We start from the raw sequence: 13,182 nt of genomic DNA on the forward strand, positions 1-13,182 counted from the left end.
GATTCACATAATCTCCCCCTCTGTCTCGCCATTCCGAAGTGTTTCCACTCAATGAAATTCTCGTTCCTCTCTCCCTCCTCCGTCTCAATTCTGGCTACCTCAATTTTTCTTCTCATGGCAACTCTCCCCACTCCGGCGATTGGCGCTGATGCGGCCTCCCCCCGCGCCCATGCGCGCATCCTCAGCGAAACGTTTCCCGACGCGGACAGCGTCGCGAAAGTGCTCACGCCGCGAGAAAATTGGATGCCATTTCCGCCGTTGTCCGATCGCGATGCATGGGAAAATCGCGCCGATCAGGAAACGCTCGCGGCGGCCAAAAAACTCGCCGAGGCACATCTCGATTATCCATGGCCGACGCTCACGGCAACACTCTCGCTCGCGATTTCGCGCACGGGAAATCGCACCGAATTCGAGGCGGTTCACTTCGGACGGCGGCGCATGCTCGCGGCATTCATGCTCGCCGAACTCGCCGAGAATCGCGGGCGGTTCCTCGACCAGATCATCAACGGGGTCTGGGCGATCTGCGAGGAATCCTTCTGGGGCGTGTCCGCGCACACCGACTACAAAACCGGGGGAGGGCTGGTGGAGGTTGGCGACCCGCGCGTTGATCTTTTCGCCGCCGAGACCGCGGCGAATCTCGCATGGGCGGATTATTTTTTCGCGGAAAAATTCGACGCTGTCTCGCCCCGTATCCGCCAGCGCATTACTTCCGAAATTTCGCGCCGCGTGCTGGTGCCGCTCAGCCACGACGATGCCAACATTCGTCACCGCTGGCGGGGCGGGCCGGGGGGCGAGCAACGCCCGAACAACTGGAATCCGTGGATTTGCTCCAACTGGCTCACCGCCGCGCTGCTCACCGAACGCGACGAACGGCGGCGCGTCACGCATGTCGCCAAAATCATCAAAACGCTCGACAACTACATCGCGCCGTTTCCTGCCGACGGCGGTTGTGACGAGGGGCCGATTTATTGGGACAGGGCGGCGGGTTCGCTTTACGACAACTTCGCCCTGCTCAACCTCGCCACAAACGACGCCTTTCGTTTTGCATTGCGCGACGAAAAAATTCGCAACATGGCGCGTTTCATTTACCGCGCCCACATCGCCGGCAACAGGCTCGCGAGCGACGTGGACCCGGACGGCGCGCAAGACATCGCCTACGTCATCAACTTTGCCGACGCCTCGCCGCTGGCGAAATTTGACGGAGCGGAAATTTTCCGTTTCGGACGCGACATTGGCGACACCGACATGGCGGGTTTCGGCGCGGCATTCGCCCGGCAATACGATCTCGCGTCATTCCGAGCCAACTTCGCACGCAATTTTTACACGCTGTTTTTGCGCCGCGAAATTGCCGCCACTCCGCCGCGCCTGCCGCTACTGCGCGACGTGTGGCTGCCCGACCTGCAGGTTGCCGCCGCCCGCGAAAACGGCGACTCGGCGCGCGGCTTCTATTTTGCCGCCAAAGGCGGCGACAACAACGAGAGCCACAATCACAACGACATTGGGAACGTCATTGTTTTCCATGACGGACGCCCGCTGCTCATTGATGTCGGCAAGGGCGAATACACCGCGCAAACATTCAGCGAGCGCCGCTACGAAATCTGGAACCTTTGCTCGGATTATCATAACACGCCCACAATCAACGGCGTCACCCAAAAGGCTGGCGCAGAGTTCGCCGCGCGCGACGCGCGTTTCGAGACGGACAACGCCCGCGCAACGTTTTCGTGCGACATCGCCACCGCGTATCCGCGCGAGGCCGGCGTCGCGCAGTGGAAGCGCGAAATCACGCTCGTGCGAACAGGCAAGGACGGCCCTGCGATAATCATCAACGACGACGTTTCGCTGACGAAAACCGAGAGTGTGGTTGAGCATTTCATGACATGCCATGACGCCAAGGTCACCGGTGACGGCGAGGTGACAATTTTTGTAAAACCCTCTCCCCTTCTCCCCTCTTCTTCCGCGACCGCCGACGGCGCAAATGTACGAGCCTATATTTTGAGAATAGAAGGCGCGCCAGTGGAGGCGCACGTCGAAAAGATCCCCTTGAAAACGGAATCTGACGAAGGCGTGAAAAAGAATTGGGGCGACACGATTCGCCGCATCAATTTTCGAATAAATTCCCCCGCCCCCCGCGTCCGCCTCACCATCACCGTCACGGGAAAAACCGAGGAAAACACATTTTAACAAACACATGAACGATTTCTTCCCGGTTTCGACTGCCGGCACCGTCAGGCTGCGGGAAAAAGAGAGCCCCTGCGCACTTATCTGAGTCCGGTCCGATTCACATAATTTTCTCCCTCTGTCTCGCCATTCCGAAGTGTTGCCCCATGTGTGTTGTGCGATTTCCCGATGCGCAGCCACTTTCCGCTCATTCTCACCGCCTATCTCCTCCTTTGCGTCTGGCTCGGCTTTCGAAGCTGGCAGGCGCTGCCGCGTCGGAGGTGGGTGCGCAACCTTTGGCCTGCGTTTATCGCCGTGCTCACGCTGTCCTTCATGGCCGGCCTCGCCCTGCGCGCCGCCGGACTCTGGGAACCGCTCGCCCGCCTCTGCCGCCTCGTCGGCGGCATGTGGCTCGTCACGCTGCCTTGGTGGTGCATCATCGCCTTCATTTTCGAGATCGTCCGCCTGGCCGCCCGTTTTCGCCCTGCGCTTCTCCCCGCCCGTCTCCGCGCAAACCCGCAACGCACCCGCGGCCTCGCGCTCGCCGGCTCCATCGCCCTTGTTGTCATTGTAATTGTTTACGGATACATTAACTTTGTTAACCCGCAGACGACCCGCGTCACCGTCGTCATCGACAAACCCGCTCCGCCGCTCCAAACGCTGCATGCCGTCTTCCTCGCCGACATTCACGCGGGCGATATCATCGGACGCAAACGCACCGCCGACTACGTTCGCCGCATCAATGCCCTCAACCCCGACATCATCCTCATTTCCGGAGACATCCTCGACAACGGACTTGCCTCGCTCATCGAACAAAATGTCGGCGGCGAACTCCAAAAACTTCACGCCCCGCTTGGCGTCTATGCCGTGCTCGGCAACCACGAAACCTACTCCGATGCCGACGCGTCCGCCGCATACTTCAGCCGCCACGGCATTCGCATCCTGCGCGACGAAGTCGTCCCCATGGCCGGCGGAGCCTTCTATCTTGCAGGGAGGGAGGATGCCTCGCGGAGCAACCGCAAAACCATCCCGCAACTCCTCGCCATGCCTCCGGTTGGGCCCGCTTCTGCCGCCGCCATTGATCGCACCCGCCCGTTGATCCTTCTCGATCACCAGCCCAAGGACCTGGTTGCTTCCGCCGCCGCCGGAGTGGACTTGCAACTCTCCGGCCACACGCACCACGGTCAGGTGTGGCCCATTAGCTGGATTGTTGAATACACCCACGAAGTCGCCTACGGCTACGCTCGCCGCGGCGATTTTCAGATTTACGTCACCTCGGGCCTCGGCCTCTGGGGCCTGCCTGCGCGTGTGGGCACTGTGTCGGAGATCGTCGATTTACAGATCAAGTTTCGTACACCATGAGGCCATGTGGCGCGGGCTTCCCGCCCGCATTCAGACGGAAGGGCGGAAATGCGGGCGGGACGCCCGCGCCATAGCGTAGTGCAGGCATCCTGCCTGCAAGTCAGTCTATTGCGCGAAGCGCCGCCTTCCCAAATAACAGAATCAGCAAAAAGCAGAAGAGAGCACCGCGCTTCGCGCAACCTATGGATTGCAGGCGAGACGCCTGCGCTACGGGATGCACGTTGCGAGCGGGACGCCCGCGCCACTTTTTCATCACTTCGCCGCTGTCGGTGTCGCAACCGGCCCCGTGGGTTTGAGCGCGGTGCTCAGGCTCTTGAACTGGGCGGTGAGGGCGTCGAGCGATTGCTTGAGCGGCAATGCATCCGCCGCGGCCTTGCTCACGTAGGGCTTCACGGTGTTGAGGCCTGCGCTGGTGAGATCGGCGCCGAGCACCTGTTGAATGTCCTTCAAGCTTCGTTGCAACGGCTGGTAGGCGTTGGCCGCGCTTGCGTAGTCGGCGACGAGTTTCTGCAACTGCGCCGCGACTTCCGCGCGACGATCCAAGGCGGCGGTCCGAAGGTCAGGATTTTGAATGGCGGCGACCTGCGTGCCCCAAGTGCTGAGATAGGTGTCGGCCTTGGTTCGCATCGTTTTGGCGGCCTCGCTGACGGCGGCGGCCTGCTTTTCCAGTGCCCCGAACTGTTTGACGAAGTTTTGATACTGGGCGGTGAGGTTCGTCGCCGGCTGGTTTACGAGCGAGTCGAGCGAAGCGAGCGTGGTGTCGATTTGAGAGCGGGTTTTGACCAGCTCATCACCGGCGGAAAGGAGTGAATTCGCAGCATTTTCACTCTTTTTATAGGTGCTGGTGCCCGAATTGGAGCACCCGGAAAAAACCAGCATGGCGGCGCTGGTTGCGATGGTTGCAAGAATTGTGAATGATTTGGCGTTCATAGGCATAGGTGTGTGAGGTTTGTCTGCCTCCGTGGAAAAGTCCGCACTGTTTCCGCTGAGTTGCAGGAAACGATGGAAGGCAATGTCGCCACTACTGCCACAAGTCCCGATCATGTGCAAGTTGGCGAATTAATCTTCTTCAACGGCGTTCCCGTTGCGTCTTTCCATTCGGTCTCCGTCGCGTCTCGAAAATTCCGATACGCTCCCGGCGAAAAATGAAACCGCGCCTGGAAGCACTTGCACAAATGGCTCGCGTCGCGATTTCCTTCACCGACAACGCCCCCTCCCCCCCCCCCCCCCCCCCCTGTACCTATCGGAATGGCAGTTGCCGCCAACGCGGGACGCGGTCAAATCGGCGTTCGTGATAAACGTCCACCACCTCGAACTTTTTTACCACGTTGCCCTGCATGGCGGGATTAGTCGGGCGGTGCGACACATGCCGTGGGGCATCCAGCAACCCGCCGTCAGCAGCCAGATCCTGCAACTCGAACAAGACCTCGGCGTGCGCCTGTTTGAACGCATCCCCTTCAAACTGACCCCGGCGGGCGAAGAGTTGTTTGCGTATGCGAAACCATTTTTCAGCGGACTGGACGACATGGCGCGCCGCTTGCGCGGAGAGGCCGCGCCGCGCTTGCGCATCGCGGCGGCGGAGGTTGCCTTGCGCGATCACTTGCCGGACGTGGTCGCGCCGTTGCTCAAGCGCGACCCGCGCCTGCGGCTGACGTTGCGCTCGGGATTCCAGCCGGAGATGGAGGCATGGCTGCTCGACCGCGAGATCGACGTGGCATTTGCCGCGTTGGAAAACAAACCGCCCGCCCGCCTGCGTTGCGAAAAACTGTTTCGTCTCCCCGTTGTGCTTCTGGTGCACAAAAAATCCCCGGTGCGCGAGGCGCGCGATTTGTGGGCGCGGGCGGAGCGTGGCGTGATGGAGGAGCCCTTGATCTGCCTGCCGCCGGCGGAGCCGGTGAGCCGGATTTTCCAAAAAAACATGCGCCGACTTGGCGTGGAATGGCCGGTGTCGGTCGAGGCGAGTTCGCTCGGTTTGATCACGGATTACGTCGCCGCCGGGCTTGGGATCGGCGTCAGCGTGGGACTGACGGAGGTGGTCCGGCATCGGGATGTGCGCATGGTGCCGTTGCCTGATTTTGAACCTTTGGAAATCGTCGCGCTCTGGCGCGGCGGCGGAAAAAATGAAGGAGGCGAGGTTGATGCGCTGGTTGGCGCTTTGCTGGACGAAGCGAGGAAACACGCCGGGAAGCTGGCGGAGCGGCGCTTTTTACTTGGACGTTGAGAGTTGAGCGTTGGACGTTGAACGTTTTCCGCTCTTCACCGTTCATGCCGCCTCCTCTTCAACCTTCCGCACTGCCGATCTACGAACTCGAACACGACTTGGTTTCCGCCTTGCGCGGACAAGGGCGCGTGGTGGTGCAGGCCCCGACGGGGTCGGGCAAATCGACGCAGATCCCGCAGATGCTATGGCGCCATGGTTTTTTGGATACGGGAGAAGTCGTGGTGCTCCAGCCGCGCCGGCTGGCGGCGCGAATGCTGGCGAAACGTGTGGCCGAGGAAATGAGCGTCCGTCTCGGCGCGGAAGTCGGCTACCAGATACGGCTGGAATCACGCGTGTCGGAGCACACCAAAATCCGCTTTGTCACGGAGGGCATTTTGCTGCGGCAGATGTCGTTCGATCCGGCGTTGCGCGGCGTGGCGGCACTGGTGTTTGACGAGTTTCACGAACGCCACCTTTACGGCGACATTTCGCTGGCGCGCGCATTGCAAATCCAGCAGTCCACGCGACCCGATCTGCGGATTGTCATCATGTCCGCCACGCTCGATGCCGCCGCGCTTGGCGATTACATGAAACCTTGCGACCTGCTCACGTCGCAGGGACGCAGTTTCCCGGTGAACATCGAATACCTGCCGCGTCGCGTGGATTTTGAACAGGAGCCGGTGTGGGATGTGGCCGCGCGCGAGGCGGCGCGGGTGGCGGAGACGACGCCGGGGGATTTGCTGGTGTTCATGCCCGGCGCGTACGAGATCGGGCGTACGGTGGGGGCGCTTCAGGCGAGTCGGGAACGGTCGTTGCGCGATTGTATTGTTTTTCCATTACACGGAGAACTCCCGCCCGAACAACAGGACCGGGCGGTGGCGCGTTATGAAGCACGCAAGATCATCGTCTCGACCAACGTGGCGGAAACGTCGCTTACGATTGACGGCGTCACGGCGGTGATCGACAGCGGACTGGCGCGCATGGCGCGGTTCGACGCCAACCGGGGGATCAACACGCTGCTCATCGAAAAAATCTCACGCGCCTCCGCCGACCAGCGCGCGGGTCGCGCCGGACGCACCGCGCCGGGTGTGTGCGTGCGCCTGTGGACGGAGCGCGAACACGCGGATCGCGCCGCGCAGGAATTGCCCGAGGTGCGGCGTCTCGATTTGGCGGAAGTGGTCTTAACGCTCAAGGCGAGCGGCATTGACGACGTGGCGGGTTTTCCGTGGCTGGAAAAACCGGATGCGAAGGCGTTGGAGCGGGCGGAGTCGTTGCTGGCGGATTTGGGGGCGGTGGAGGAATGTGGCGCGGGCGTCCCGCCCGCTTCGGAAAGAATTGCGGGCGGGACGCCCGCGCCACTTTGGCGAATCACGGAGATGGGGCGTCGCATGTTGAGGTTTCCGGTGCATCCGCGTTATGCGCGCATGTTGCTGGAGGCGGACGCGCGCGGGTGCGTGCGCAGCGTGGCCTTGATGGCGGCGCTGACGCAGGGACGGAATTTTCTCCTGCGTGGTGTTCCGCGCGCCATCGAGGACGCGCGTGATGACGAATTGGGCGAGGAGGTTTACAGCGATTTTTTCCTGCTCATGCGCGCGTGGCGTTTCGCGGAAAACGCCGGTTACTCGCTCGATGCCTGCCGGCGTCTCGGGTTGCACGCGCAGGGAGCGCGGCAGGTGGGGCCGTTATTCGATCAGTTTCTCAAAATCGCCGAAAAGGAGGGGCTCGCTGTGTCGGATAATCGAGAATCAGAAAGCTCCGAGGCGGTGCGCAAGTGCGTGCTGGCGGGTTTTTCCGATCATCTGGCAAAGCGGCTCGACGCGGGCACGTTGCGTTGCGAACTCACGCACAAGCGTCGCGGCACGCTGGCCCGCGAGAGTGCCATCCAGCGTGCGCCGTTGCTCGTGGCGGCGGAGGTGAGCGAGATCGGGGGCCGGGGGGGGGAGGTCAGCGTGTTGCTCTCGCTCGCAACGGCTGTCGAGGAGGAGTGGCTGCGCGAGTTGTTTCCCGCCGATTATCATGACGAGACAGGCGTGGTTTACGATGCGCAGGCACGGCGCGTGATTGCGCGGCGTGAGCGCCGGTTCCGTGATTTGGTGCTGGAGGCGAAACCGACGGGCGGAGAACCGCCAGCCGGAGCGGCGGCGGCGTTGCTCGCTGCGGAAGTCATGGCGGGTCGGATACAACTCGGCGAATGGAACGACAGCGTGGAGCAGTGGATCGTGCGCGTGAACCGGCTGGCCGAGTGGTTCCCGGAACTGGAGGTGGCGCCGATCACGGACGCGGACCGGGCGATGTTGATCGAGCAGATTTGTTACGGCAGTTTTGGCGCGCGCGAGTTGAAGGACAAACCGGTGATGCCCGTCCTGCGCGAGTGGTTGCGTCCCGAGCAACTGGCGGTGCTCGACGACTACCTGCCGGAGCGCCTCGTGATGGGCAACGGACGGCGTTCGCGGATCGAATATGCGAAGGAGGGGCCGCCGATATTGTCGGCTCGGATACAGGAGCTTTACGGCGTGGAGGGGAAATTCACGCTCGGCCACGGTCGCGTGCCGGTGAAAATCCATGTGCTTGCGCCCAATCAGCGTCCGATCCAAGTGACGGATGATCTGACGAGTTTCTGGCGCGACATGTATCCAAAAGTTAAAGCTGAACTTTCCCGCCGTTACCCGCGTCACGAATGGCGGTGAGTTACCACCACTCGCGGGTGGCGGCGGAGGCGAGCGCCTCCTCAAGAGGCACCAACTCAGGATGCCAATGACGTTCCCATTCAAGGCTGACGGCTCCCGCGTAAGCGTCGCGGGCGAGGAGCGCGCGCAGTGTGTTCATGGCGAACTCGCCTTGTCCGGGCGGAACGTAGGTGTGCGCCCCGTAATACGAGGGACGGGAGATGCTGTCTTTCACGTGGATGTGAACGACGCGGGAACGGATGGCCTGCCAGGTCGCGGCAGTTTCCTCGCCGCCCAAACGCCATGTGTGGTGGGTATCCCACAACAGGCCGGTGCCGGACGGGGCGCGGGCAAGAAAGCGGAGAATCGCGGGCGTGCGGGTGAGCGCGTCGTGCGTCTCGATCATCACGTCGGCGCGCCAGCGATTGGCGCGACGGAGGTCGTTCCACCAGGACAAGGTGTCCAGCGCCTGCCCCAGTTCGGCATCGTTCAAGTCCGTGCCGCCGTCGAACACGCGCAGGCGCGGCACGCCGAGAGCCTCGGCCCACGGCAGGTAACGCAAAAAAGCGTCGCGGTCCGCGGCGATGTTGCCGATGAGAAACAACGACGTATCCAGAGAGCAAATACTAACGGGGTTCGCACCGGCGGCGGCGGCGAATGCTTCGGGCGTGCCGAAAGTTTTTTCCAACTGGGCGGGGACGTCGAGGGAGCCGCCGATGCCGCGCAGTTCGATGGCGTCGAGGCGGTGGCGCGCGGCCAGACGAAGGGAATCCGCAAGCGAAAGCTCGACGCAGCCGAGAGTGGAAAAGGCGTGTGAGCAAATCGGGGATTTTATGATTTTTGCTCTCACTGCCCTTAAATCCCGTGGTTTGGAAAACAGCGCAGCTTAGTTCCGCTTGCGGCAAAGTCTGGCTGTCACGATCAAGGCAAGCAGTCCGCTTATCCACGCGACGGACGAGGGTTCGGGAACCGCGGCAACATAGTTGGCCTGCAGGTTGGCAAAGCTGATTTTTGAGGCATTGAAACCGGCGTTGCCGATGCCGACACGGTTGAATGTCAGCGTCTGGGGCGAGTTGTCCTCGAAGGAGCCGCTTACAGAGTATTTTGTGGGGGAACTTGTTTCGACCAGCGACCAGCTGATGGTGATCGTGTTCGCAGCCGTCAGTTCGTAACGTATGTTGAAGCTGTAACTGCCGTCTACCAGCGTGGCATTGTCGGTCACTGTGACTCCCTTGATATTGGTGCTGCCACTGGTGGCAGGGTTGTTGGACCACCACGACGATGATGTGTCAGGGTTTGCACGTTCCCACAGCCGACTTACCTTGTCGTTACTGCCATTCTCGGTGAAGTAGCCGAGCCAGCCGTTGACGCTGGCGCTGGCGTTGGTGTTGAACAGACCCCAGCGAAAACCATACTGGAGCGTGCCGCCGAGACCCTCAAAAGTCACGGTGCCGCTGAAGGTCAGGTGGTCACCGATGTTCGTCAGCGTGACCAATCCAATGGTCGCAGACAGGAGGGTCGAATTCGCCGATGCTGCCGCGCCGGTTCCGATGACGGGGGAGTTCGTGGTGGCGTCGGTGAGGGTGGCGCTGCCGGTGTCCTTCCGCCAGTCGGTAATATTGGCAGCGGAAAGTGCAGTTACGCAGGAAATTACTGATACGAGCAGCAGGCAGGAACGGATGAGGCGAGGGGGGGGAATGGTGATGTGTGTATTCATGATTTTTGACGGGATTTGTGACGAGGAAACTGAAACGGGAAGAGGTTGGAACGGGGCCGGCATGGCGCAATTTCTTTGGCGTTTTACTTGGTGAATGAATCGTATTTTTCCGCTATGTGGAGCGGTCGTAAATTTCGGGAGTGATGACGGATTCGGGAACGAAGCCGGACAGGTAACGGTCAATGTTGGCGAACGCTTTGAGCGCGCATTTGCGATTGGTGTCGTTGGTCGGGCCGCCGATGTGCGGCGACAGGATGGAGTCAGCATGGGTGTGAAACGGAACGGATGCATCCATCGGCTCGCGACTGACAACATCGAGGGCAACGCGAAGGCGTCCGCTTGCGGATTCGCGAAGAAGCGCCTGTTCATCCACCACGAGGCCGCGGCCTACATTCACAAAAACTGCGTCGTCGGGAAGGCGGGCAAGGATGTCGGCAGTGACACAGCCAGCGGTGCTTGGATTCAGCGCCTCGCATTCGAAGAGGATTTCACTTTGAGAAAACAGCCCGGCAAGCGAGTCAGCAGGAGTGATTTCATGGGACCGGATGGCATCGGCCGGCAGACCGTTTGTGTAAGCGCGGATGGACACGCCGAAGGGTTGCAGGAGTTTAACGAGTTCGCGGGCCACTTGGCCGAAGCCGTGAATGCCGACGGCGCGGCCATGCAGGGTGCGGGTGCCGAGCCGGTTGGCGGGCGGGCGGGTGATGTCGGGATGGTGGATGATTTGGGTCCAGGCGCGTTGGTTGCGCAGGGCCATGAGTGCGAGGAGCAGCGCATGCTCGGCCACGGCAGGAGCGGCAATCCCGCCCCAGTTGCTGACGATGCCGCCGCGTTCCAGAAATCTTTTAGGGACGAGGTGGCGCACGCTGCCGGTGAGGTGACAGATGTATCGGAGTGGGCATGACGGTTCGTCGAGCCACGAGCGGGGAAGCGGCGGCGTGGTCCAGCCGGTGAGGAGGATTTCAGGAGATGTTTTGCGCAGCCAGTTCTCCCAGCCGGATATGTTTTCTCCCGGAGCGTCGGGACAATAATGGAATGTGCGTCGGTCTTCGCGTTCGGGAAAATCTCCGGGGTGCAGGAAGAGGTCGCGTTCGATTTGCGCGAGGGCGACCGCAACACAAGCGGAGGCGGTGACGGTGGAGGTGGAAGTGGCGGTGTTCATCGGGCGATGCTTTGCACAGTAATCAAACGGAGCATGGTAGGGGGGGGGGGGGAGGGCATGGAATAGGACTTGTCGCGGTTGGCGGGAAGTGTCTCCCAACGGAGCCGATACCTGATGTTCGTATCCGGATTTATGTTACCGGCGTCTTGTGACCAGTTGACTTGCATGGCAGGGAAAGGGCTTTGCGGACGATTGAGCGCGTCCGGCAGGGGCGTGTAATCCCAAGGCATTTCGGAGGCGGGAACACGTTCGCCAAGTTTCAACGTGAGCGGGTCTATGAGATAAAAACCGCCCGGAAGGCGGGGATGTTTGATGAAGGCTCCGAGGCGTCCGCTGATTAGCTCCGCTTTGCCGATGTTGATCTCGTAAGGAATGCTGCCGTCGCCGTGGAAGTCCCAGCGGTAATCCCATTGTGTCGCCTGCGTGTGTTTCCATGCGCCGTTTTCGCGGGTGGCGATGAACATCTGCGTGAGGCCGTTCGCGTCGTATTTGTGGTAGGTGATGAGGAGCCTGTTGTTCGCATCGAATCCGACGAAGCCGGTGCCGTTGATGAGGCCGCCGCGATCCGGCACGGGGTCAACGACGACGCCCGGCGTGCTGAGGGTGATGGGCAGGGAAACCGGTGTTCCGTCAATGGTCGTCCAGTCGAGGAAGTTGGCACTGCGGACGTAGCCGAGATTGTTATTGGTTGCGGCCTCGTTGAACGGCGCGGATCGCCAAACCCACGTGAGGTGATAGTTGCCGTCCGGTCCGAGAACAGGGCCGATGGGGTAGGCGCGGCGCGCGCCCTCGCCGTCGAAGAGCGGTGCGTGGAGGAGACGTTTCCAGGTTTTCGTCGGTTCATCAAAGATGTTGAAAACCGTTTCGTATTTGCCCGCGTAGCCGCGTCCCTGCCGGTAACTAAAAATGAGCTGACCGTCGGCAAGATTTTCAAAGCGCGGATACGTGACGCCTTCTTCGCCAACGCCCGTCATGCGGTGAACGGGTTCGAGTGACGCGAGGTCGTTCGGGCGGGTGGTGCGAAAATAGACAAGGGGCGTGGCGTGCATGTTGCCGCTTACGTGGACGCCGCCTTCGCGGTCAAAGCCGAGCACGATGTTGTTGTGGCTGTCGTAACCGACGCGGCTGGGAAGGGACTTCGTGTGCCAGACGGTTTCGTCGAGGTCGCGCCACGCGATTGTCATCTGGCGGTCGGGGTTGTAGAAGGCGGCGTATTGCCGGTCGCCGCGCGTGAGAAGGGTGAAACCGACGCGGAAATCGGAGCACACGGGAGCGATGTCGGTGATGCCAATTTTCAAGCCGGGGTGGGCGCGGCGCCAGTCGGCGAGAGCGGTGTCGGGAATGGGTTGGAGGTGTTGCGTGGCGAGCGCGGCATGCTGTTGGGCCTCGGCGGCTTCGTCCACGAGTTCGATGGCGAAGTCATCGAGGTGAACGGTGACGCGTGCGCTGTTGATCGAGTGGAGGCGGAGGCCGATGGTCGCGGCGGAGGCCGGGGCAACGCCGTCAAACGAGTAGGAGCGCCAGTCAGGGAAACGCGGGTCGAGCTGGATGAGGATTTCGTTGCCGTGTTTGGCGGCGTTGATTGCCACGCCTTTCCGGTCGTAAAAAACCATGCAGACCGCCATGCCGCGGCCCGAGGTGATTTTCCCCCAGAAGTGGGCGCGGTAGCGCCGCCCTTCGATGGCGGGGAGGGGGGAGGAGAGGAGTTCGCTGCCGCCTTGGTCGTCGTCATCAATGACGGCGAGGCCGAGTTTGCCGGTGCGGGCTGCCTCGGCGACGACGCGGCTTTTCCCGCCGTCAACGCGAGGCGCGGTCCAGCCGACGAGGCCGTCTTCAAAGCCGGGATTTTGGAGCGGGAGCGTGGTGGCGGTTGGCGCATCGGAGGCGAGCGCGAAATGGGCAAGTAAGCCCAAAGACA

The 13,182-nt window shown here is 61.6% G+C and carries 10 protein-coding genes; 5 read left to right on the forward strand and 5 right to left on the reverse strand.

The genetic code is table 11. From position 1 onward, the window contains the following. Positions 1–114 precede the first annotated feature (114 nt). A complete protein-coding gene (locus OBACDRAFT_RS16155) occupies positions 115–2,181 on the forward strand; it encodes a heparinase II/III domain-containing protein (RefSeq protein WP_157837137.1) in 2,067 nt (688 codons plus the stop codon). Positions 2,182–2,346: 165 nt separating this feature from the next. Beyond that, complete coding sequence (locus OBACDRAFT_RS16160) at positions 2,347–3,519, forward strand: metallophosphoesterase (RefSeq protein WP_043587361.1); 1,173 nt, start codon at positions 2,347–2,349, stop codon at positions 3,517–3,519. Positions 3,520–3,771: 252 nt separating this feature from the next. Here the strand turns inward: OBACDRAFT_RS16160 and OBACDRAFT_RS16165 are convergent, their stop codons facing one another. Beyond that, the gene (locus tag OBACDRAFT_RS16165; RefSeq protein WP_043587406.1) at positions 3,772–4,449 is read right to left on the reverse strand and encodes a DUF2959 family protein; all 678 of its coding nucleotides are present in this window, start codon (positions 4,447–4,449) and stop codon (positions 3,772–3,774) included. 215 nt (positions 4,450–4,664) lie between these two features. On the opposite strand from OBACDRAFT_RS16165, the gene OBACDRAFT_RS28960 reads away from it, so the two are divergent. Genes OBACDRAFT_RS28960 through OBACDRAFT_RS16175 form a run of 3 tightly spaced genes read left to right on the forward strand, consistent with a single transcriptional unit; the run spans position 4,665 to position 8,406 of the window. Continuing rightward, the gene (locus OBACDRAFT_RS28960) at positions 4,665–4,814 is read left to right on the forward strand and encodes a hypothetical protein (protein WP_198529922.1); all 150 of its coding nucleotides are present in this window, start codon (positions 4,665–4,667) and stop codon (positions 4,812–4,814) included. Beyond that, a complete protein-coding gene (locus OBACDRAFT_RS16170) occupies positions 4,811–5,740 on the forward strand; it encodes a LysR family transcriptional regulator (RefSeq protein WP_232767251.1) in 930 nt (309 codons plus the stop codon). The genes OBACDRAFT_RS28960 and OBACDRAFT_RS16170 overlap by 4 nt, the downstream gene beginning before the upstream one ends. A 44-nt stretch (positions 5,741–5,784) precedes the next feature. Continuing rightward, positions 5,785–8,406 carry an ATP-dependent RNA helicase gene (locus tag OBACDRAFT_RS16175; RefSeq protein WP_043587364.1) on the forward strand — a complete coding sequence of 874 codons (2,622 nt, stop codon included), beginning with the start codon at positions 5,785–5,787 and terminating at the stop codon, positions 8,404–8,406. A 1-nt stretch (position 8,407) separates the two neighbouring features. Here the strand turns inward: OBACDRAFT_RS16175 and OBACDRAFT_RS16180 are convergent, their stop codons facing one another. From OBACDRAFT_RS16180 to OBACDRAFT_RS16195, 4 genes are all read right to left on the reverse strand, one after another. Continuing rightward, the gene (locus OBACDRAFT_RS16180; RefSeq protein WP_198529923.1) at positions 8,408–9,235 is read right to left on the reverse strand and encodes a sugar phosphate isomerase/epimerase family protein; all 828 of its coding nucleotides are present in this window, start codon (positions 9,233–9,235) and stop codon (positions 8,408–8,410) included. A 36-nt stretch (positions 9,236–9,271) separates the two neighbouring features. Then, positions 9,272–10,102, reverse strand: a complete 831-nt coding sequence (locus OBACDRAFT_RS16185; RefSeq protein ID WP_043587366.1) for a hypothetical protein — start codon at positions 10,100–10,102, stop codon at positions 9,272–9,274. A 112-nt stretch (positions 10,103–10,214) separates the two neighbouring features. Continuing rightward, positions 10,215–11,264 (reverse strand): hydroxyacid dehydrogenase, encoded by a 1,050-nt coding sequence (locus tag OBACDRAFT_RS16190; protein ID WP_052362129.1) that lies wholly within the window; start codon positions 11,262–11,264, stop codon positions 10,215–10,217. Then, positions 11,261–13,182, reverse strand: a 1,922-nt coding sequence (locus tag OBACDRAFT_RS16195) for a BNR repeat-containing protein (RefSeq protein WP_198529924.1), incomplete at its 5' end; no start/stop codon positions are given. The genes OBACDRAFT_RS16190 and OBACDRAFT_RS16195, both read right to left, overlap by 4 nt.

It is taken from the genome of Geminisphaera colitermitum TAV2 (assembly GCF_000171235.2).
Lineage (GTDB): Bacteria > Verrucomicrobiota > Verrucomicrobiia > Opitutales > Opitutaceae > Geminisphaera > Geminisphaera colitermitum.

What these genes read in the sequence shown, in the direction of transcription:
- OBACDRAFT_RS16155 (WP_157837137.1), top strand. Translation starts at nt 115, where the DNA reads ATGGCAACTCTCCCCACTCCGGCGATTGGCGCTGATGCGGCCTCCCCC.
- OBACDRAFT_RS16160 (WP_043587361.1), top strand. Translation starts at nt 2,347, where the DNA reads ATGCGCAGCCACTTTCCGCTCATTCTCACCGCCTATCTCCTCCTTTGC.
- OBACDRAFT_RS16165 (WP_043587406.1), bottom strand. Translation starts at nt 4,449, where the DNA reads ATGAACGCCAAATCATTCACAATTCTTGCAACCATCGCAACCAGCGCC.
- OBACDRAFT_RS28960 (WP_198529922.1), top strand. Translation starts at nt 4,665, where the DNA reads ATGAAACCGCGCCTGGAAGCACTTGCACAAATGGCTCGCGTCGCGATT.
- OBACDRAFT_RS16175 (WP_043587364.1), top strand. Translation starts at nt 5,785, where the DNA reads ATGCCGCCTCCTCTTCAACCTTCCGCACTGCCGATCTACGAACTCGAA.
- OBACDRAFT_RS16185 (WP_043587366.1), bottom strand. Translation starts at nt 10,102, where the DNA reads ATGAATACACACATCACCATTCCCCCCCCTCGCCTCATCCGTTCCTGC.
- OBACDRAFT_RS16190 (WP_052362129.1), bottom strand. Translation starts at nt 11,264, where the DNA reads ATGAACACCGCCACTTCCACCTCCACCGTCACCGCCTCCGCTTGTGTT.